At 60.3% G+C, this 20,329-nt stretch carries 22 protein-coding genes; 8 read left to right on the plus strand and 14 right to left on the minus strand.

The genetic code is table 11. The features are described from left to right. The first annotated feature begins 182 nt into the window (after window positions 1–182). Window positions 183–1,121, plus strand: coding sequence for a tRNA 2-thiocytidine(32) synthetase TtcA (ttcA, locus tag ACJ8HH_RS08500; RefSeq protein WP_033634672.1), 939 nt, complete (start codon window positions 183–185; stop codon window positions 1,119–1,121). Window positions 1,122–1,267: 146 nt separating this feature from the next. Continuing rightward, the gene (locus ACJ8HH_RS08505) at window positions 1,268–1,666 is read left to right on the plus strand and encodes a VOC family protein (RefSeq protein ID WP_033634674.1); all 399 of its coding nucleotides are present in this window, start codon (window positions 1,268–1,270) and stop codon (window positions 1,664–1,666) included. Between the two features lie 219 nt (window positions 1,667–1,885). Here the strand turns inward: ACJ8HH_RS08505 and zntB are convergent, their stop codons facing one another. Beyond that, window positions 1,886–2,869, minus strand: a complete 984-nt coding sequence (gene zntB / locus ACJ8HH_RS08510; protein ID WP_033648440.1) for a zinc transporter ZntB — start codon at window positions 2,867–2,869, stop codon at window positions 1,886–1,888. Between the two features lie 155 nt (window positions 2,870–3,024). Between zntB and ACJ8HH_RS08515 the strand changes: the two genes are divergently transcribed. The 3 genes from ACJ8HH_RS08515 to ACJ8HH_RS08525 all read left to right on the plus strand — a co-directional run bounded on the left by ACJ8HH_RS08515 (window position 3,025) and on the right by ACJ8HH_RS08525 (window position 5,215). After that, window positions 3,025–3,729 (plus strand): hypothetical protein, encoded by a 705-nt coding sequence (locus tag ACJ8HH_RS08515; RefSeq protein WP_039565944.1) that lies wholly within the window; start codon window positions 3,025–3,027, stop codon window positions 3,727–3,729. A gap of 5 nt (window positions 3,730–3,734) precedes the next feature. Then, the gene (locus ACJ8HH_RS08520; protein ID WP_060427997.1) at window positions 3,735–4,772 is read left to right on the plus strand and encodes a hypothetical protein; all 1,038 of its coding nucleotides are present in this window, start codon (window positions 3,735–3,737) and stop codon (window positions 4,770–4,772) included. Between the two features lie 194 nt (window positions 4,773–4,966). Further along, window positions 4,967–5,215, plus strand: a complete 249-nt coding sequence (locus tag ACJ8HH_RS08525) for a hypothetical protein (protein ID WP_033648443.1) — start codon at window positions 4,967–4,969, stop codon at window positions 5,213–5,215. Between the two features lie 159 nt (window positions 5,216–5,374). Here ACJ8HH_RS08525 and ACJ8HH_RS08530 read toward each other — a convergent pair whose 3' ends face one another. Both ACJ8HH_RS08530 and ACJ8HH_RS08535 read right to left on the minus strand, forming a co-directional pair. After that, window positions 5,375–7,009 carry a peptide ABC transporter substrate-binding protein gene (locus tag ACJ8HH_RS08530; RefSeq protein ID WP_033653056.1) on the minus strand — a complete coding sequence of 545 codons (1,635 nt, stop codon included), beginning with the start codon at window positions 7,007–7,009 and terminating at the stop codon, window positions 5,375–5,377. A 158-nt stretch (window positions 7,010–7,167) separates the two neighbouring features. Continuing rightward, window positions 7,168–7,518, minus strand: a complete 351-nt coding sequence (locus ACJ8HH_RS08535) for a hypothetical protein (protein ID WP_442520225.1) — start codon at window positions 7,516–7,518, stop codon at window positions 7,168–7,170. A gap of 206 nt (window positions 7,519–7,724) precedes the next feature. On the opposite strand from ACJ8HH_RS08535, the gene mpaA reads away from it, so the two are divergent. Beyond that, on the plus strand, window positions 7,725–8,432 hold the full coding sequence (mpaA, locus tag ACJ8HH_RS08540) for a murein tripeptide amidase MpaA (protein ID WP_033648445.1): 708 nt from the start codon (window positions 7,725–7,727) through the stop codon (window positions 8,430–8,432). A 3-nt stretch (window positions 8,433–8,435) separates the two neighbouring features. Here the strand turns inward: mpaA and ycjG are convergent, their stop codons facing one another. After that, window positions 8,436–9,410 carry an L-Ala-D/L-Glu epimerase gene (ycjG, locus tag ACJ8HH_RS08545; protein WP_049234352.1) on the minus strand — a complete coding sequence of 325 codons (975 nt, stop codon included), beginning with the start codon at window positions 9,408–9,410 and terminating at the stop codon, window positions 8,436–8,438. Window positions 9,411–9,635: 225 nt separating this feature from the next. On the opposite strand from ycjG, the gene tpx reads away from it, so the two are divergent. Further along, complete coding sequence (tpx, locus tag ACJ8HH_RS08550) at window positions 9,636–10,139, plus strand: thiol peroxidase (RefSeq protein WP_049234351.1); 504 nt, start codon at window positions 9,636–9,638, stop codon at window positions 10,137–10,139. A 57-nt stretch (window positions 10,140–10,196) separates the two neighbouring features. Here the strand turns inward: tpx and tyrR are convergent, their stop codons facing one another. From tyrR to pspA, 7 genes are all read right to left on the minus strand, one after another. Further along, window positions 10,197–11,768, minus strand: coding sequence for a transcriptional regulator TyrR (gene tyrR / locus ACJ8HH_RS08555; RefSeq protein WP_033648446.1), 1,572 nt, complete (start codon window positions 11,766–11,768; stop codon window positions 10,197–10,199). A gap of 312 nt (window positions 11,769–12,080) precedes the next feature. Next, complete coding sequence (locus ACJ8HH_RS08560; RefSeq protein ID WP_004930545.1) at window positions 12,081–13,142, minus strand: YcjF family protein; 1,062 nt, start codon at window positions 13,140–13,142, stop codon at window positions 12,081–12,083. Then, on the minus strand, window positions 13,139–14,536 hold the full coding sequence (locus ACJ8HH_RS08565; protein ID WP_033653054.1) for a YcjX family protein: 1,398 nt from the start codon (window positions 14,534–14,536) through the stop codon (window positions 13,139–13,141). The genes ACJ8HH_RS08560 and ACJ8HH_RS08565 overlap by 4 nt, the downstream gene beginning before the upstream one ends. Continuing rightward, the gene (gene pspD / locus ACJ8HH_RS08570) at window positions 14,517–14,783 is read right to left on the minus strand and encodes a phage shock protein PspD (RefSeq protein ID WP_031299672.1); all 267 of its coding nucleotides are present in this window, start codon (window positions 14,781–14,783) and stop codon (window positions 14,517–14,519) included. Before pspD ends, ACJ8HH_RS08565 begins: the two co-directional genes overlap by 20 nt. Window positions 14,784–14,880: 97 nt before the next feature. Further along, the gene (gene pspC / locus ACJ8HH_RS08575; protein ID WP_033643233.1) at window positions 14,881–15,240 is read right to left on the minus strand and encodes an envelope stress response membrane protein PspC; all 360 of its coding nucleotides are present in this window, start codon (window positions 15,238–15,240) and stop codon (window positions 14,881–14,883) included. Next, on the minus strand, window positions 15,240–15,467 hold the full coding sequence (pspB, locus tag ACJ8HH_RS08580) for an envelope stress response membrane protein PspB (protein ID WP_004930553.1): 228 nt from the start codon (window positions 15,465–15,467) through the stop codon (window positions 15,240–15,242). The genes pspC and pspB overlap by 1 nt, the downstream gene beginning before the upstream one ends. A gap of 63 nt (window positions 15,468–15,530) precedes the next feature. Further along, complete coding sequence (pspA, locus tag ACJ8HH_RS08585) at window positions 15,531–16,196, minus strand: phage shock protein PspA (protein ID WP_048321633.1); 666 nt, start codon at window positions 16,194–16,196, stop codon at window positions 15,531–15,533. A 184-nt stretch (window positions 16,197–16,380) separates the two neighbouring features. Here pspA and pspF point away from each other — a divergent pair, with 184 nt between their 5' ends. Beyond that, complete coding sequence (pspF, locus tag ACJ8HH_RS08590) at window positions 16,381–17,388, plus strand: phage shock protein operon transcriptional activator (RefSeq protein WP_048321634.1); 1,008 nt, start codon at window positions 16,381–16,383, stop codon at window positions 17,386–17,388. 193 nt (window positions 17,389–17,581) lie between these two features. On the opposite strand, the gene zigA is transcribed toward pspF, so the two are convergent. From zigA to folE2, 3 genes are read right to left on the minus strand one after another with little or no spacing between them, the layout of a single operon-like run. Next, on the minus strand, window positions 17,582–18,769 hold the full coding sequence (gene zigA / locus ACJ8HH_RS08595; protein ID WP_048321635.1) for a zinc metallochaperone GTPase ZigA: 1,188 nt from the start codon (window positions 18,767–18,769) through the stop codon (window positions 17,582–17,584). Window positions 18,770–18,779: 10 nt separating this feature from the next. Then, complete coding sequence (locus tag ACJ8HH_RS08600) at window positions 18,780–19,340, minus strand: carbonate dehydratase (RefSeq protein WP_048321636.1); 561 nt, start codon at window positions 19,338–19,340, stop codon at window positions 18,780–18,782. Further along, on the minus strand, window positions 19,330–20,256 hold the full coding sequence (gene folE2, locus ACJ8HH_RS08605; RefSeq protein WP_060425807.1) for a GTP cyclohydrolase FolE2: 927 nt from the start codon (window positions 20,254–20,256) through the stop codon (window positions 19,330–19,332). Before folE2 ends, ACJ8HH_RS08600 begins: the two co-directional genes overlap by 11 nt. Window positions 20,257–20,329 lie beyond the last annotated feature (73 nt).

Below are 20,329 nucleotides of genomic sequence, written 5' to 3' on the forward strand. Positions count from 1 at the left end.
CGGCGTCAGCCGCAGCAAAAACCCGCTGGCATTCCTGCGCGCAATCCGTACCATACAGGCCTCGCGTCGGGCGCGTGGCAGCAGGATGATGAATAATGATCAAAAGCGGCCGGTTGAATGGTAAACTCGCGGCTACAACGCCATGCCCCTAGTGCCCCCCATTGAGAATGAGCACGATTTAAATGTCAGAAAAGCAATCCGTTAGCCAAAAAGAGCAGTACAACCTCAACAAATTGCAAAAGCGCCTGCGCCGCAACGTGGGCGAAGCGATCGCCGATTTCAATATGATTGAAGAAGGCGACCGCATCATGGTCTGTCTGTCCGGCGGTAAAGACAGCTACACCATGCTGGAGATCCTGCGCAATCTGCAGCAGAGCGCGCCGGTCAACTTCTCCCTGGTGGCGGTGAACCTCGATCAGAAGCAGCCCGGCTTCCCGGAGCATATTCTGCCCGCCTACCTGGAAAGCCTGGGGGTGGAGTACAAGATCGTCGAAGAGAACACCTACAGCATCGTTAAAGACAAGATCCCGGAAGGCAAAACCACCTGTTCACTGTGCTCGCGCCTGCGCCGCGGCATTTTGTACCGCACCGCCACCGAACTGGGTGCCACCAAGATCGCGCTGGGCCACCACCGCGACGACATTCTGCAGACGCTGTTCCTCAACATGTTCTACGGCGGCAAGATGAAAGGCATGCCGCCCAAGCTGATGAGCGACGACGGCAAGCACGTGGTGATCCGCCCGCTGGCCTACTGCCGCGAGAAAGACATCGAACGCTTCTCGATCGCCAAGGAATTCCCAATCATCCCATGCAACCTGTGCGGCTCGCAGCCTAACCTGCAGCGCCAGGTGATCGGCGATATGCTGCGCGACTGGGACAAGCGTTACCCTGGCCGGTTGGAAACCATGTTCAGCGCCATGCAAAACGTGGTGCCTTCGCACCTGAGCGACATCAATCTGTTCGATTTCAAAGGCATTCACCACGGTAGCGCCGTGGTGGACGGCGGCGATTTGGCCTTCGATCGCGAAGACATCCCGATGCAGCCCGTCGGTTGGCAGCCGGAAGATTCGGACGACGCGGTGCCTGCGCCAGAGCGTTTGAACGTGCTGGAAATCAAATAAGCCCCTCTCGCCGCTTGCCCTCTGCAAGCGGCGACATTCCCCTCTCTCGACGATCTCGATCCTGTTCACAGTTTGCGCAAAATTTACTGGGCGGTGCCGTTTTTACCCTATACTGTTTATTTATACAGTCATATGGAGATCGCGCAATGAATATCACCCCCTGCCTGTCCCACGTCTCGCTGGGCTCCAACGATTTCGAGGCCGCCGCCGCCTTTTACGATCGCACGCTGGCCGCCTTGGGTTGCCGACGCGTGCTGGAGCATCCCGGCGCCATCGGTTACGGCCGCGACTATCCGGAGTTTTGGCTGCAGGTGCCGATCGACGGCCGGCCGGCCTCGCCCGGCAACGGCACGCACGTCGGTTTTTTCGCCACCAGCAAGCAACAGGTGGATGAATTCCATCGCCAGGCGCTGCTGGCCGGCGCCGCCGATGAAGGCGCGCCCGGTTCGCGGCCGCACTACGGCGAGGCTTACTACGGCTGCTTTGTCCGTGATTTGGATGGGCACAAGATTGAAGCCAGCTTCTGGGATGAAAGCGCGGCCTGAAGAAAAGAGGAAAGCCGAATAAAAAAATGCCGGTGATTAAACCGGCATTGTACGAATCAAATGTGCTATGCAGTAATTCAAAAATAAGAAAGTAAGACAATTATGGAGCGCAACGCCCATCGCTTGACGTTGCATTCACCTGCGAGAGAGATCATGCCCCATTTCCCCCGGCTAAATGTTGATATTGCTCAATGTTAACCGGGTTTTCGTCATTTTTGCCTACAGCCAGCGGCTGCGCTTCAGCCACCAGGCGACGCCAAGCACCAACCCTCCCAGCATCAGGCAAAACGCCGCAAAACCGAGAGGATTGCCGCCGCCCGGAATGCCGCCAAGGTTGACCCCGAACAGCCCGGTCAGGAAGGTGGTAGGCAGAAATACCATCGCCAACAATGACATGGTGTAAGTGCGGCGATTCATCGCATCGGCCATCACCGTGGTGATTTCGTCGGACAAGATGGCGGTGCGCGCGATGCTGCCGTCCAGATCGTCCAATCCCCGCCCCAGGCGATCGGCGATGTCCTGCATGCGGCGGCGATCGTCGTCGCTCATCCACGGCAGACGGTCGCTGGCCAGCCGCGCGAAGACGTCGCGCTGCGGCGCCATATAGCGGCGCAGCACGATCAGCTGTTTACGGATCAGCGCCAGCTGGCCGCGCTCCGGCACCTGCTGCTCCAGCAAGGCGTCCTCCAGATCGATGATCTTGTCGTGCAGATCCTCGATAAATTCGCTGGTGTGATCGGTCAACGCATCGGAAATTTCCACCAGCCAGCTGCCGCTGTTGGTCGGCCCGGCGCCGCTTTGCAGATCGTTCACCACCTGATCGATGGAATACACCTTGCGGTGTCGGGTAGAGACAATCAGTTTATCGGTGATGTACACGCGAATGGTGACCAGCTGGTCCGGCCGGGAATTGGCGTTGAAGTTGATGCTGCGCAGGGTGATCATGGTGCCTTCGCCCTGGCGGCTGACGCGCGGCCGTGAGCTTTCGCCGGAGAGCGCTTCGCGCACCGAGTCCGGCAGCAGCGGCGTGGTGCTCAGCCATTCGGCGCTGGCCGGGTGCGCGTAATCAAGATGCAGCCAGCACGGCGCGTCGCAGGTGATCGTGTCATCCTGCTCGATCGGCGTGACGCCGCCCTTGCCGTCCAACTGGTAGGCGTAAACCGCATCGGCGATCTGCAGCTCGCTCCCCTCAATCACATCCATTCATTTATCCCCTCAGTCTTGCTTATGTTGCTGAGTCTAGCGTTAACGCCTTGGAGATCAAAGGCCAAGCTGTAACGCCAGTTTTCACGTTGTCCTATAAGCGTGGTCTATACTTCTGCCGCAAGGAACGCAAGACAGCCCGAGAGGAGACTCGCATGTTACAAATCAGCGCCGCAGATATTTTGAAAATCGTCTTACCGACCGTCATTACGCTGTTTATCGCCGTCGTCAAAACCCCTTTTCGCATTCGGCGGGAAAACCGCGATAAGCTGCTGAACCTGCTCGAATCCGTCGAGAAGCGCCAGAGCGCCCCCATACGCCTGTTGCGATTTCGCGACTATCTCGGCAACAGCAGCGCCGGCCTTACTGCGCTGCAACTGCTGCTGGCATTGCCGGACAGCGTAGCGGCGCTGGAACGTTATCGCTTCACCGGTGGCCGCCAGCAAATCTTGCGCGCCACGTCCGCGGGCTTCGTTTTGCGGCCAAGCGCCAATAACGCTTTCAAACGTTTCCTGCTTTCGTGTCGCTATTTTTTGCTGTATTTGCTGTTCGTCACGCTGCTGGTACTACTCCCCGCGTTGACTCAATGGGGACTGCAACAGTTAGGGGTATTGATTACGCCCCATTCACTCAGCTATCTGCCTAATGCGCGCATCACCGACGGCTGGCAGCTGCTGTTCCCCGGCTTATTATTTATTATCATTATGTTCAGCCTGGCATACCTGACCTTCAGACAGCTGGCACGCGCGGGTAACCTCAGCTCGGAACGCGCCTTTTATCGCTACTACCAACGAGCGCGTGAGGAACAACGATGCCGGGAAGTCCTGAGACAAATGCGCACTGCGCTGCGCCGAGCCTGACGAGAATGCGCTGCCTGCGGTGCATCGCAATGGCCGCCCTGCTGCTGTTCGGCCAATCGGTTCGTGCAGAGCCGGTGTTGGAGCGCCTCGCCACGCCCTATCGCGCGCCGACGGCGGCCGGTTCCCTGCCTTATTTTGTCGCTCACGCCCGCTCCCCCCAGCCGCGTAGCGCACTGGTGGTGATGCACGGCCATCCACGCGACGCCGCCAGGACGTTGCAAGCGGCGATCGACGCCGCGCAGGGAGCAGGAGACAGCAGCTTGCTGGTCGCCCCGCTGTTTCAGGTACCGGTAAAACTCGCCGCCCACTGCCATTCCGCCGGTCTGCCCCAGCCGCAAGACGGCGACGCCCTGTGGCGCTGCGGCTCCTGGGTCGAGGGCGGCTTGGATAATGGCGGGAAGACCGGTTCGTTCAACGCCATGGATAACCTGCTGGCCGATTTGAAACGGCGCTGGCCGTCGCTGCAGTCGATAACCGTGGCCGGTTTTTCCGCCGGCGCCCAGTTCGTGCAGCATTATGTCGGCTTTGCCCAGCCGCCACGCGGAGTGCGTCTGCGCTATGTGGTGGCCGATCCCGGCAGCTGGCTCTATTTTGATCGCCTGCGCCCTCTGCCCACCAGTTGGGGAAACTGCAGCAGTGAAGAAACCTGCCGTTTTCGCTGGCAAACGCTGGACGCCGGCCATTGTCCGCAGGCCAACCGATGGAAATACGGTCTGGAAGCGTTTCCCGCTCACCTGCAGCGCACCGCCGACGCGGCCCGCCGGCGTTACGCCGCCGCCGATATCACCTATCTGGCCGCCGCCGAGGATACCGGCGCCGCGCCGGGCGCCTACTATCGGATACTCGACAAATCCTGCGCCGCCCAGTTGCAGGGCCCCTATCGATTGCAGCGCGCCCTGGCCTACGCCGACTACGATCGGCATTACCTGGCGCCGGAGAAGCCGCATCGGTTAACGATCGTTCCCGGCTGCGGGCACAACGTCGCCTGCGTATTTTCAGCCCCGGCGGCCAGGCAGGCGCTTTTCCCCATTAATGCAGACTAATAATAACGGCAATGAAATAAACCTTTGCCGACAAATCAGGCAATATCGCTGATAAAGCGCTGGCAATGCCGTTATTATTATGACTTAACATATTGCTATCATTTTTAATTCAAAATGATAATAATAAATCAACACAAAGCTGTTTCAGCGCAAATTTTAGGGGCATATACTTTTCTCACTACGAGGAGGTAGTTATGTTACGCGACCATTTAAAAATAAACGCCAGCGATACGCTGGAAAAAATCAGCAATATCCATTTGCAAAACCAGGGCCAGGAAGAGATCAGTGAGTTTGTGGTGAAAAACGCCGCCGGCCTGCAGATTGGCAAGGTCTCCGTCCACGATCGTTTCAGCACCCGACGCTCGTACCCCACCAGTTACCGCATCACTCAAACCGACATGAACGGCCGGGTGGTGGTGGATGCCATGCGGGACTGTCTATAAGCGTAACCATTCTCTGAAATAGCGAAAATACTGTGATGATGGCAACCCTGTTTATTATTAAACGGGGTTTATCGCGTGAAATAATTAATTATCTTCTTAGTTTCATCGTCGAAAAAAAATAAAGCCCCCGCATCAAGCGAGGGCGATAATTAAAGCGACTCAGTGTTTGATGATATACATCGTCTGGCTGTAGGCCACGTCTTCCGGATTGGTGATCGGGTAGCCTTTTACCCACGGCTTAATCAGGCGGCCGTTGGTGTACTGGTAAATCGGCGCGATCGGCGCCTGATCGGCAATGATCTGCTCCATCTTGTTGTAATCGGCGGTCACCGCCGCCGGATTGGTTTCCCGCCCCGCCTGCGCCAGCAGCTTGTCATAGTCCGCGTTCTTGAACTTGGCGATGTTGCCGCTGTGGGTCGAGGTCAGCAGCGACAGGAAGGTCGACGCTTCGTTATAGTCACCTACCCAGGAGGCGCGGATCACGTCGAAATTGCCGGTGTTGCGGCTGTCGATGTAGGTTTTCCATTCCTGGTTCTGCAGCTTGACGTCAATCCCCAGCTTCTTCTTCCACATCGAGGCCACGGCGATGGCGATCTTCTGGTGGCTTTCCGAGGTGTTATACAGCAGCGTCAGCTTCAGCGGGTTGTTCGGGCCGTAACCGGCCGCCTGCAGCAACGCCTTGGCCTGCGCGTCCAACTCCGCCTGCGATTGCTGTTGCAGCAAGCTCACTTCCGGTTTAAACCCGGCTGTCACGTCCGGCGTGAAGTGATAGGCCGGTTTTTCGCCGGTGCCCAGCACTTTTTCGGCAATAATCTTGCGATCGATGGCATAGGACAAGGCCTGGCGCACCCGCACGTCGTTGGTCGGCGCGCGCTGGGTGTTGAACGCGTAGTAATAGGTGCCGAGCTGATCCGGCGTATACACCTGCCCCGGAATGTCTTTCAGCAGCTTCTGATACATGTTTTTCGGGAAGGATTCGGTGATATCGATGTCACCTGCCAGGTAACGCTTGGTAGCGTTGGATTCCTGGTTGATGGGTACGAAGGTCACTTTGGTCAGCACGGTATGCGCATGATCCCAGTAATGATCGTTAGGCGTCAGTACCAGCTTCTCGTTCACCACCCGCTCCTGCAGTTTGAACGCGCCGTTTCCCACCAGATTGCCGACCTTGGTCCAGTCGTTGCCGTATTTTTCCACCACCGCCTTATTCACCGGGAACAGGCTGAAGTTGGCCGTCAGGCTGACGAAGTACGGCACCGGCTTGTCCAGCTGCACTTTGAGCGTGTAGTCGTCCGGCGCCGACACGCCCAAGCGATCGGCCGGCAATTTGCCGCTGATGATCTGCTCGGCGTTCTGGATCCCCGCCAGCTGCGCGAACCAGGCGAACGGCGACAGGTTTTTCGGCTCGACCAGCCGCTGCCAGCTGTAGACGAAATCCTTCGCCGTGACAGGGTCACCGTTTGACCACCGCGCGTCTTTACGCAGATGGAAAATGTAAGTCTGGTTGTCGCTGGTCTGCCAGCGCGTGGCGACGCCAGGGATCACTTTCCCGTTGGCGTCCTGATTGACCAGCCCTTCGAACAGATCGCGCGCCAGCTGGGCCTCCGGCAGGCCAACCGCTTTGATCGGATCGAGCGAGGCCGGTTCGTCTTTAATGTGGCGCACGATTTCCTGTTTGGCCGCCAGCGCGGTGCCCGGGGGAACCTGCGCCGCCATGGCGCTGCTCATACAGGCGCCGATCGCCGCCGCGCAAAGCGCCAAACGAAAACCCCGTTGCATTTTTCTTCCCGTCATTATGATGTTCCCCCGTTAACCATCTGAATTTTTTATCATATAGCACAAGATCCGTCCGGCCTAGCGCTCACGGCCGAGAAGTTGCAAAAAGTGCGATTCAGGCGATAAAAAACCCGTGCGGCGCAGGGCGGCACGGGCGGTGTTTGCAGCAGCGACCGTCAGTCGTACAGGTGGATGCTGTTGATGCGGTAGCTGAACTCTTCGCCTTCTTCTTCATCGAACACGGTGAAAAAGCCTTTCTCGGCCAGCGGACGGGCCGAAATATCGGTTTTTTGCAGCTGGCGCGCGTCGGCGTCGGCGTAGCCGTAATCGAGGTAGAAGGCATCTTTCTGGTAATCGATATGCAGGGTGAACGGATAGTTCGATTCATCCCCGCGCCCGTCGTCGTTTTTCACCACGCCGAACCACTCCCCCTGGCGGATCTGGTTTTCAGCGTCCACGCCGCACAGCAGCGTGATGGTGTCATTTTCATTTTCGCTATAGCTGGCGATGATTCTGGCTACTGGCATGTTAAATCCTCTTGCGGGTGATTGGCTTAGCACTGCCGTTAGTATAACAACAGCGTCAGGCCAGGTGCGGTTTAATTGGCGTTTTCGCCGCCGCCGCGTCACAGATCGCGCAAACGCCGCACAATTGCGATGGGAAAGATGTCTCAAAGCGTAATACACTGAATAAAATGACAATGACTCTCGACCTTTAATCCAGGGACAACACCATGACCGAACATCGACCACGCAGTGAACGTGGCCAGTTGGCCATCGCAGGAGAGAACTACGGCAGCTCGCTGCTGGGTGCGCCGCTGCTCTATTTCCCGGCGGCGAGCAGCGGCCCGCAGACCGGGCTGATCATCGCCGGCACCCACGGCGATGAGAGCGCCGCCATCGTGACCCTGTCCTGCGCGCTGCGCAGCATCGCCCCCGAGCGGCTGCGGCACCACGTGGTGCTGGCGGTCAACCCCGATGGCTGCCAGTTGGGGTTGCGCGCCAATGCCAACGGCGTCGATCTGAACCGCAACTTCCCGGCCGCCAACTGGCGTTCCGGCGACACCGTCTACCGCTGGAACAGCGCGGCGCCGGTGCGCGACGTCAAGCTCTCCACCGGCGGGCGCCCCGGTTCCGAACCGGAAACCCAGGCGCTGTGTCACCTGATCCATCGCCTGAAGCCCCACTGGGTGGTGTCGTTCCATGAGCCGCTGGCCTGCATCGAAGATCCCGCCAGCTCGCGGCTCGGCGTTTGGCTGGCGCACAAGTTCGAACTGCCGCTGGTGACCAGCGTCGGTTATGAAACGCCCGGTTCGTTCGGCAGCTGGTGCGCGGATCTGTCGCTGCCGTGCATCACCGCCGAATTCCCGCCGATCTCCGCCGATGCCGCCAGCGAGCGCTACATCGACGCGATGACCGAGCTGCTGACCTACCCGAATTAATCCTTACGGGGCGATATCGACGATCGCCCCGCATTCGAACGCCAGGCCTGGCTCGACGTCACGCGCCAGCCAGGTCGGGCCGTCCAGATCGACGAAGCGCGCCGCCGGCGCCAGCGGCAAGGCGGCGGATATCGCCCGCGACGTGCACAACATGCAGCCGAGCATGATGTCGAACCCTTGTTCGCGCGCGGCCTGCGCCAGCGCCAACGCCTCGGTCAAGCCGCCGGTTTTGTCCAGTTTGATATTGATCATCTGATAGCGCTGCGCCAGCCGCGGCAGATCGGCGCGGGTGTGGCAGCTTTCATCGGCGCAGATCGGCAGCGGATGAATAAAGTGCTCCAGCGCGGCGTCGTCACCGGCCGGCAGCGGCTGTTCCAGCATCGCCACGCCGAGATCGGCCAGCAGCTGGCAGCGCGCCGCCAGCCCTTCCGCCTGCCAGGACTCATTGGCGTCGACGATCAGCGTCGCCTGCGGCACCGCAGCGCGGATCGCCACCAGTCGTTCGCTGATATAGTGATCGTCGAGTTTGATCTTCAGCAGCGTGGCACCCTGCCGCTCCAGTTCGCGCGCGGCGAAGGCCATCGCTTCCGGCGTGCCGATGCTGACGGTCTGCGCCATACGGATATGCGCCGGAGCCGCCACGCCGCTGCGCTGCCACAGGCTCTGCCCGTGCAGGCGGCACTCCAGATCCCACAGTGCCGAATCCAGCGCGTTGCGGGCGGCGCCCGCCGGCATCTGCGCCAGCAGCTGCTCGCGGGTTATGCCTTGTGCGATCGCCGGCGCCATCTCTGCCAGCTGCGCCATCACCGATTCCTCGCTCTCGCCGTAACGCGGGTACGGCGTGCATTCACCGGTGCCGCGCACGCCCTGCTGTTCGATTTCGACCACCACCACCCGGGCTTCGGTGCGGCTGCCGCGCGCAATCACGAAGGCGGTATGCAGCGGCCAGGCTTCCGGGTAAAAACGCATGTCTCTCATAACGGCTCCTGAGCGAAAACTGCGCATTCAGCCAGGCTGATGCGCCGGTGATGTTTTATAGAACAGCCTAATATATACAACTATTTAGCAAACTTTGATATCCAATCCGCCCCGGTTGTCATAAACTGGCGCCAGGGTGTGAACCTGATGTTAAATGCCGTTGCCGGTGCGCCGTTTCATCAGGTTCATACCCTTTGTATAAACACCTGTAAAAGGAATCTAGCAATGACTCAGACAGTACATTTTCAAGGCAATCCGGTCAGCGTAGCGGGCAAACTGCCACAGCAGGGCGAACAGGCCAAGGCCTTCTCACTGGTTGCCAAAGACCTGTCAGACGTAGCGCTGAGCAGCTTCGCGGGTAAACGCAAAGTCCTGAACATCTTCCCAAGCATCGATACCGGCGTCTGCGCGACGTCGGTGCGTAAATTCAACCAGCTGGCCAGCGGCCTGGATAACACCGTGGTGCTGTGCATCTCCGCCGATCTGCCGTTCGCGCAGTCTCGCTTCTGCGGCGCGGAAGGCCTGAGCAACGTGGTCACCCTGTCCACCCTGCGCGGCGCCGATTTCAAGCAGGCGTACGGCGTCGAAATCGCCGAAGGCCCGTTGGCAGGCCTGACCGCGCGTGCGGTCGTGGTGCTGGATGGCCAGGACAACGTCCTGTACAGCGAGCTGGTGAACGAAATCACCACCGAGCCGGACTACGACGCAGCGCTGGCTGCGCTGAAATAACAAAGCCGGCGAACGCCGGCTTTGGAAATCCGTTAAAGGCGCCGCAAGGCGCCTTTCTTATTCCTCGCCCTCGGCGCCGCCTTTACGGCTGCTCAGGCCATACTCGCGCAGCTTGTTGGCGATGGCGGTATGGGAAACGCCCAGGCGCTTCGCCAGCTTGCGGGTGCTGGGATAGGTGCGATACAGGCGCGTCAGCACCGAGCGCTCGAAACGCTTGCTGATGTCGTCCAGCGAGCCGTCCAGCACCTCGTCGCCCAGCGACATCTCCACCTCGAACTCCGGCAACACGATATCCTGCGGCCGCAGCTCATAGCCTTCGGTTTGCGTCAGCGCGCGGTAGATGGCGTTTTTAAGCTGGCGCACGTTGCCCGGCCAGCCGTACTTGCTGAGGAAGCCGCCCAGATCGCTCGCCAGCTTGGGCCGCGCCACACCCTGCTCATCGGCGAAGCGCGCCACGAACAGCTCAGTCAGCGGCATGATGTCCTGCGGACGCTCGCGCAGCGGCGGGATGGTGATGGTCAGCACGTTGAGGCGGTAATAGAGGTCTTCGCGGAATTCGCCGCGCTGCACCAGCTCGGTGAGGTTTTTCTGGGTGGCGCAGATCACGCGCACGTCGACGTGCACCTCATGCTCTTCGCCGACCCGGCGGAAGGTGCCGTCGTTGAGGAAACGCAGCAGTTTGGTCTGCATACGCGGCGACATTTCGCCGATCTCATCCAGCAGCACCGAGCCGCCGTTGGCCTGCTCGAAGAAGCCCTTCTTGCCTTCCAGCGCGTTGGGATAAGCGCCCGGCGCATGGCCGAACAGCTCGCTCTCCACCACGTCATCCGGCAGTGCGGCGCAGTTCAGCGCCAGGAACGGCTGTTTGCCGCGCGGGCTGCGCAAATGGCAGGCGCGGGCCAGAATATCTTTGCCGGTACCGGTATCGCCGACGATCAGCAGCGGCGCATCGAGCATCGCCAGCTTGCGCGCCTGCTCCAGCACGTGACGCATCTTGGCGCTTACCGCCACGATGTGGTCGAATTCGGTATCGTCGTTCACCGACAGATTTTGCAGCTGGCGGCCCATGCGCGCGGTGGACTTCAGCATCACCACCGCGCCGACCGCGGCCGGCTGCTGCTGTTCGTCTTCCAGATAGATGGGCGTGATGTCCATCAGGAAGTCCTGGCTGCGGATCACCACCCGCTCGGAGTGCGGCGCCGTATGCTCGCTCTCCAGCCAGCGGCTGAAGTTATAGCCGCCGATCAGCGCCCCGGCGGTCTGGTTGCGGATCTTGTCTTCGTTCAGGCTGAACAGCGCCTGCGCCGCCGGGTTGGCCAGCTCGACCTTGCCCTTCATGTCGATCGAGAACACCGGTTCCGGCATCGATTCCAGCAGCGCGCGCAGCGCGCGGTGCTCGCGTTCGGAAGGCATAAAGCTGACGGTGCGCACGTCGGTCACGCCGGCGATGCGGCGGATCTCCGCCATCAGCGCGCGGAAAGTATCGAACTCCAGCTGGGAGAAATTGAGGTAAATGCGGCCGATGGGATCGATCTCGATGCCACGTAAGTCAATGCTGCGCGATACCAAAAGATCGAGTAATTCTCGAGTGAGACCGAGGCGGTCTTCGCAAAATACTTCCAAACGCATCAGTGTTGGCCTTATCTCTGCAGGTGCGGGGATCGTTGACGATGATGATACTCCCTCGCACCGGGCGGTAGAAGCGATCTGTCAGCAAAAGTTGACAGAACTCTGATTTATTGCCGTGGTTGCTGATTTTAAACGCAAGCGAATAACAGCATCGGCGTCATTTTAGACTACAAACAGAGAGTTATCACAACCAGAATTAATTTTGCAGAGATTTATCACGCACTCGCAGGGGGATCGACTGTCGTCAAGTCTCGATTACGTCCGGCGTCGGCGCCGTTGAGAAAGCGGCGCTCCTCAGAGCGCCGTGCGGGATTATTTGGCCTTGCCGTCGCTCTTTTTCAGCGTGTCTTTCAACTGGCCGATCAGCTGGCTGCGGAAATCGCCAAGCTTTGGCTTTTCCCCTTCCAGCCACGGCAGCGGGCGGCACAGTTCCATCGCCTTGATGCCCAGCCGCGCGGTCAGCAAGCCGGCGCCGATGCCCTGCGCCGCGCGCGCCGACAGCCGCGCTGCCAGATCCTGCGACATCCAGTCCATGCCCACTTCGCGCACCAGTTCGGAAGCACCGGCGAAGGCGATGTTCAACAGCACCAGCCGGAACAGACGAATGCGGCTGAAGTAGCCCAGCTCGATGCCGTATAGCGCGGCGATACGGTTGATCAAACGGATGTTGCGCCAGGCGATAAACGCCATATCCACCAGCGCCAACGGGCTGACGGCGATCATCAGCGTCGATTCGGCGGCGGAGCGGCTGATTTCGCGCCGCGCCTGGTTGTCGAGCACCGGCTGCACCAGTTTGGCGTACAGCTCCACCACTTCACGATCGTTTTGCGTTTCATGCAGCGAGGCCTGCCAGCGCTGCAGCGCCGGATGCCCCTGATCCAGCCCGGCCTGACGCGCCAGCTTCTCGCAGAATTCGCGCCCCTGGCCCAGCCCGTGACTGTGCAACAGCTCGCGCGCCACGTCGCGCTCTTCCGCGCGCTGGCGCAGCCGATACAAACGCCGCCACTCGGTGACCACCGAACCGACGCCGGCGAACACGATCAGGCCGCCGGCCACGCCGCCGCCCATGGCGATCCAGTCCTGCTGCACCCAGGCGGTATGCACCCACTGCACGCCCTGTGCCACCACGCTGACGCCGAACAGCGCCAGGCCGGCGGTGACCATTTTGCGCCACAGGCTGCGTTTCGGTTTCAGCGCGGCGTTAATGATGCCTTCGGCGCGCCCTTCTTCCTCTTCCTGCTGCAGCTCCGGCGCAGCCGGGAAAAAGCTTTCCGCCTGTTCGGCATCGAACGCGACGCCGGCGCGCAACGCCGGCTCCTGCGGCGGCTGCAGCGGCTCGTCAAAATCGATACGCGGTTTGATCGGCTCGCTCATCGCAATTTGTCTCCCAATAAAAACTCCATCACCGCATCCAGACGGATGTGCGGCAACGGACTGTCCACGCTCATGGCGCGTGGACGAAATTCATCGAAGTGGAACCCCTGGCTCTGCCAGAACGCCGGCCCCGGCAGGCGCGCGGGCACTTCGCCGGGGAACACCGTCAGCGGCGCGCCGTCACCGAGGCGGTTGCCCTTCAGCGCTGGAATGCGTTGCCCCTGATGATCGACGATGCCGCTCTCGGTCGCCTGCACCGAGGCCAGGCCGACGCAATCCATGCTGATGCCCTCGAACGCCGCATTCTGCCACGCCTCCTGCACCAGCTGTTGCAGCAACGACACCAGATTGGCGTGCTGATCGGCGGTGATATGATCCGCCTTGGTGGCGGCAAACATCAGTTTGTCGATGGTCGGCGAGAACAAGCGGCGAAACAGCGTGCGCTTGCCGTAATGGAAGCTCTGCATCAGTTGGGTCAGCGCCAGACGCATGTCGTTGAACGCCTGCGGGCCGCTGTTGAGCGGCTGTAGACAGTCGACCAGCACGATTTGCCGATCGAAACGGACGAAATGTTCTTTGTAGAAGTTTTTGACGATCGACTGGCAATAGTAGTTGAAGCGAGCGCGCAACATGCCGATGTTGGTGTGTTTGTCGGCCTGCGCCAGCTTAGATTCGCCGATCGCGGCCACGTCGGGCCACGGGAAAAACTGCAGCGCCGGCGCGCCGGCCATGTCGCCCGGCAGCACGAAACGCCCCGGCTGAATGAAGTGCAGCCCTTCGCTTTTGCAGCGCAGCAGATAATCGGTGTAGGCCTGGGCGATCGCCGCCAGGCGGTTTTCGTCGGCCGGGGCCAGCGGATCGCAGGCTTTGCACAACTCAAGCCAGGGCTTGGCCCATTCTGCGCGTTCGCCCTGCAGCAGCCCGGCCATCTGGCGCGACCAGGCCAGGTAGTCCTGCTCGAGCATCGGCAGATCCAGCAACCATTCTCCGGGATAATCGACGATCTCCAGGTACAGCGTGGAGGTGTCTTTAAAGTGGCGCAGCAGCGAGTCGTTGGAGCGGTAGCGCAGCGCCAAACGGATTTCGCTGACGCCGCGCGTCGGCGTCGGCCAGGCCGGCGGCGTGCCGTAAAGCTGCGCCAGCCCTTCGTCATAGGTGAAACGCTGGATGCCGAGATCGCGCTGCGGGATGCGTTTGACGCCCAGCAGGCGCTCTTCGCGCGCCGGTGAAAACAGCGGCATGCGCGCGCCGCTGTGCACATGCAGCAGTTGGTTGACGAAGGCGGTGATAAAGGCGGTTTTGCCGCTGCGGCTCAGGCCGGTCACCGCCAGGCGCAGATGGCGATCCATTCCGCGGTTGACCAGCGAGGTTAACTCATTTTGCAGTCGTTTCATTGCTCTCCTTGACGTAACGCCCGAATGCCTTGTTCAGGCCTTTACGGAACAGCGGTTCCAGCACCAGCGCCAGCACGAAGCGCACCGGTTTGCGGCCGACGGTCTTCAACAGCCAGCCGGCGGCGCCCGCCGGGCCATAGTTCAATAACGCTATGATGATGACTTTAGCCAATGTCTTCAACATTGCCGCCGCTCCTCGTTTAAATCCACCCGTTCTGGCGGTGTTCGCAACATCGATTTTATTCATGACAATGCCCTCCGGCACAAGACGATTAATTTCACATTCAACGGGATAACGGCGGCGAAGATGCCCGGCCTGCGCAGGCCGGGCATCGCAAGAAGGGTTACAGCTTGCGGAAACGGCTCTGTACGCCGAAGGTATCGGACGTTACGTAGCGCTCGACCTGACGCAGCTGCTGCTCGCCGCTGCCCAACTCATATTCCAGCTGATCGAGCAGCTGGCGCGGCGTCTTCTGATGCTCGCCTTCGAAACGGCTGGCCGGCGCTTCGTCCAACACGAACACCAGCGCGATATAGGCCACCAGCGTGAAGAAAAACAGCCCGAAGAACAGCGACAGCACCACCATCACGCGGATCAGGCGCACCGGCACGTCGAAATAGTGGGCCAAACCGGCGCAGACGCCTTTCACCATGCCTTCTTCGGGAACGCGATAAAGCTTTTTACTGCCCAGCGTCATGCTCATCAGGACTGTCTCCAGTTCGGGTGTTCCGCATCAAGGATCTCTTCCAGCGCCTGAATGCGTTCACGCATGCGTTTGGCGTCTTCCGCCAGCTGCGCCAGGCGCTGCATTTCTTGCTGACTCAGCTGGATGCCGGTCTGTTGCCGATTGCTGTAATGCAGCCAAAGCCAAATCGGCGCGACAAACAGCACGAAAATTGTCAGCGGAATGGCAAGTAATAAAGCACTCATTGTTATTCCTTCTTATCGGGTCCTGGATAGGCGGCCACCTCCGACGTGTGGCCGCGGTTCGCCTTACTCTGAGCGGTTCATCTTGGCTTTCAGCGCCGCCAGTTGCTCACTGATGGCGTCGTCGGCTTTCAGCTCGGCAAACTCTTGGTCCAGCGACTTCTTTTTACCGATGCTGATGCTTTCCGCCTCGGCTTCCATGTGGTCGATGCGGCGCTCGAACTGTTCGAAACGCGCCATCGCTTCATCCAGCTTGCCGCTGTCGAGCTGGCGGCGCACGTCACGGGAGGAAGACGCGGCCTGATGACGCAGCGCCAACGCCTGCTGCCGCGCACGGGTTTCGGTCAGCTTGTTTTCCAGCTCGCCGATTTCGCTCTTCATGCGCGCCAGCGTTTCTTCTACGGTCGCCACTTCTTGCGTCAGCGTGGCGATCAGATCGGCCACCTTTTGTTTTTCGATCAGCGCCGCACGGGCCAAATCTTCTTTATCTTTGCGCAGCGCCAGTTCGGCTTTTTCCTGCCAGTCGCCTACCTGGCTTTCGCCCTGCTCGATGCGACGCAGCAGCTGCTTTTTCTCCGCCAGCGCACGCGCCGACGTAGAGCGAACTTCAACCAGCGTGTCTTCCATCTCTTGGATCATCAACCGCACCAGCTTCTGCGGATCTTCCGCCTTGTCCAGCAGGGTGTTGATGTTGGCGTTCACGATGTCGGCAAAACGAGAAAAAATACCCATAATTCACTTCCTCTTGGTTCTGATGGCGTCTGAAGCGCCGCGTTAAGTCGTACAGCTTGCCTGAAGATATAATCAAAACCCGTGCCAACTTTTATATCATTGATAAATAATGGATATTATTTTTTGACTCTCTGCGTGCTTGCTGTAGAGTGATTATTTTCACCAAACATTGGCGAATTTCATCATGAACGAGCAGCCAGAGAATTTGTTGGGCGAGGCAAACGCCTTTGTCGACGTATTGGAGCAAGTCTCCCAGGTGGCAAAGTTGAACAAACCGGTGCTGGTGATCGGCGAGCGCGGTACCGGCAAGGAGCTGATCGCCCACCGCCTGCACTACCTTTCCAACCGCTGGCAAGGGCCGTTCATCTCGCTCAACTGCGCGGCGCTGAATGAAAACCTGCTGGATTCCGAACTGTTCGGCCACGAGGCCGGCGCCTTTACCGGCGCCCAAAAGCGCCATCTGGGGCGCTTCGAGCGCGCCGACGGCGGCACGCTGTTTCTCGATGAGCTGGCTACCGCGCCGATGCTGGTGCAGGAGAAGCTGCTGCGGGTGATCGAATACGGCCAGCTGGAGCGCGTGGGCGGCAGCCAGCCGCTGCGGGTGGATGTGCGCCTGGTGTGCGCTACCAACGACGATCTGCCGGCGCTGGCGGCGGCGGGCAAATTCCGCGCCGATCTGCTGGATCGGCTGGCGTTCGACGTGGTGCAGCTGCCGCCGCTGCGCCAACGGCGGCCCGATATCATGCTGCTGGCCGAGCATTTCGCCATTCAAATGTGCCGCGAACTGGCGCTGCCGCTGTTTCCCGGCTTTACCGAACGCGCCAGGCAAACGTTGCTCGAATATGGCTGGCCGGGCAACGTGCGTGAACTGAAAAACGTGGTCGAACGTTCGGTCTATCGTCACGGCGACAGCGACAGCCCGCTTGACGAAATCATCATCAACCCGTTTGCGCCGCGTGAGGCGGCGCCGGTCGCGCCCGCCCCTGAAGGCGCCGGCGCGTTACCGGCGCTGCCGCTGGATTTGAAAAACTGGCAGCTGGAGCAGGAGAAGGTATTGATCGAAGCGGCGCTGCAGCAGGGGCGTTTCAATCAGCGCAAGGCGGCGCAGTTGCTGGGGCTCACCTATCATCAGCTGCGCGGCATGCTGAAAAAACATGCGCTGCTGCAAAACGGCGAAGCGGACGATGAATAACAGGCAAAAAAAAAGCCAGCACCCGAGCTGGCTTAAAAAACACTGGAAGCAATGTGAGCAATGTCGTGCCTTCCACATCAGAGCCGCAAACTGTGGCCTTCCGTGAACTGCCAGGCGATGATAATAGTTATCAGTATCGTCTGTAAAGCACTTTGTTGAGAATTTTTCTCATTTCCACACGAAGATTGCGCAATTACCACTCAGGGAACGGGTCAGCCATGTCCAGCCAGTAGTCCACGCCGGCGGCCATTTCATCGTCGCTCAGCAGGCATTCGTCCAGCAAACGCACGATCGTCGCCTGCTGCAAATGCTGGCCGATAAACACCAGCTCCTGGCGCATGTCGCCGAACGGCTCCACCCATTTTTCCTGAATGTGCGCCCGCGCTTCGGGATCCTGCGGCCAGTTCTTTTGCGGGATGGCGCGCCAAAAGGTGCCCGCCAGGCCGTAGTGGGCGATGCCCCCTGCCTGGCTCCACTGCCCGGCCTGCCGCGGCCGCGTCGCCAGCCAGAAAAAGCCTTTCGAGCGCAGCAGCTTGCCGCCGCCCCAGTCGCCGTTGATCACGCGGTAAAACTTGTCAGGCGCAAACGGCCGCCGCGCCTGATAGACGAAGCTGCTGATGCCGTAGTTTTCCGTTTCCGGTACGTGTTCGCCGCGCAGCTCTTTCAGCCAGCCGGGCGCCTGCTGCGCCTTTTCAAAGCTGAAGCTGCCGGTATTCAGCACCGCCTCCAGCGGCAGCTTACCCAGCGCGATCGGCACAATGCGGGCATCGGGGTTCAGGCTGGCCAACAGCGCCATCACTTCGCCCTGCTGGGCTGGCGTCAACAGATCGGTCTTGCTGACCAGCATCACGTCGCAAAATTCAATTTGCTCAATCAACAGATCCGCCACGCTGCGCAGATCGTCCTCGCCCAGGCTTTGGCCGGCCTCCTGCAGGCTTTGCGCCCGTTGGTACTGCTGAATGAAATTCACCCCGTCGACCACCGTCACCAGAGTATCCAGCCGGGCGAACTGCGACAGGCTTTCCCCTTGTTCATCCTCGAAGGTAAAGGTTTCCGCCACCGGCAGCGGCTCGGAGATGCCGCTCGATTCGATCAACAGATAATCGAAGCGCCCGTCCTGCGCCAGCTCGCGCACCGATACCAGCAGGTCTTCGCGCAGCGTGCAGCAAATGCAGCCGTTGCTCATCTCTACCAGCTTCTCTTCCTGGCGATCGAGATGCACCGCATTTTCCACCAGCGCGGCGTCGATGTTCACTTCGCTCATGTCGTTGACGATCACCGCCACGCGCATGCCCTGCCGGTTGTTCAGGATGTGGTTCAGCACCGTAGTCTTGCCGGCGCCGAGAAAGCCGGAAAGCACGGTCACGGGAAGTTGTTTCATGGGAGCCTCATTAAAATTCATTGCGTAATGCCTGATAGCCGCGCACCAGCTCGACGTTGGTGGCGGCCACTTCTTCCGAAAACTGCAGCGCGCCGCGATCGACCTGGCGATAGCACGACAGGTCGCTGTCCGGCCCTACGCGCTCGGTCGAGGGGATATAGCGGTTTTCCGGCAGCGTCACGCCGTCCACCACCGCGTTGTAACGCACCACGCAGCCGGACTGGATGTGGCAGTTGAACAGCACGCTGTTGAAACCGATAAACACCCGATCGTCGATGCGACACGGGCCGTGGACAATGGCGCGGTGGGCGATCGAGCTGTAACGGCCAATGATGACCGCCGCCCCGCTCTTGGAGTGGATCACCACGCCGTCCTGAATATTGGAGTGCGAGCCGATGACGATCGGTTCCATGTCGCCGGCGGCGTTCAACTCGTCGGCGCGGATCACCGCATACGGGCCGACGTAGACGAAATCTTCGACGATCACCCGGCCGCAGATAATGGCGGTGGGATCGATGTAGGCCAGCGGCGAGACCTGCGGCAGGTGGCCGCTGGGATTTTTACGCAGCATGATTTTCTCCCCGCCAGCTCAGCTCCGCCACCGCATTGTGGGCATGCAGGCTCTCCTGATGCTCGACGCGCAGCGAGAAGGCGCGGTAATCGCACTGGCTGCACAGCATGCGATACAGACGGCGCGCCGCATCTTCGCAAAACATCAGGTTCTGACCGTTGGCCAGCGCGAAGGCCTGCTCGTCGCGGCGTTTCACCAGCGTTTGTACCGGCGTGCCCAGCGCGTGTTCGATGCGGTCGATCAATTTCACCGGTTCGAACGCCCGTTCATTCTCGGGCGTCACGGTGACCCAGGCCCAACTGCGCTGGCTGTGAGGGGTGGCCGGCATTCCCTGCTCCAACAGCCACTCGCTCACCTGCCGTTGGCTGATCCGCTCCGCCGCCTGTTCAAAATCAAACTGAAACTGTTGCTGCGCCAACTGACGGCTGAGCGCCGCCGAACTCGGGCAGGTCGAGGAGTAAGGCACGCCGACGGTCAGCGCCAGCGTCAACCTGTCCGTCAGGGTGGCCTCGATGCGCAGCGGGTAAGCCTTCCAGCCGCGCTGCGGCGACAGCAACGCCGGGCGCGACAGCAGCAACTCGCCGCTGAGCGTCAGGCTGGCGCGATCGCTGTGTTCCGGCTGCGAATCCAGAAAGGCCTGCAGCGTTCGGCCGAGGCGCTGCGGCGTCAGCTCGCCCTGCGTCAATTCGTCCAGCGCCAGATACAGCCGCGACATGTGAATGCCGCGTTCGCCCGCCGCTTCGGCACGCAGGTTGATGCCGGCGTCGACCTTGGCCATCAGTGGCTTGCCGGCCAGCTCCAGCGGCAGCGCGATCCCTTGCATCCCGACCCAATCGAGCCCGACATCACTCATTTCGCCGCGCCATGCCTGAGCGTCCGGCAGCGAACGGCGTGGTGGAAGTGCAACTTCGTTCATACATCCCCTTGCGTTATTGTGACTTTGCCGGGGAACGGTATCATGATTTTGTAATGTTATAACATATCAAATA

The sequence above is a fragment of the Serratia sp. CY32780 genome (genome assembly GCF_052169135.1).
GTDB classification, from domain to species: Bacteria; Pseudomonadota; Gammaproteobacteria; order Enterobacterales; family Enterobacteriaceae; genus Serratia; species Serratia sarumanii.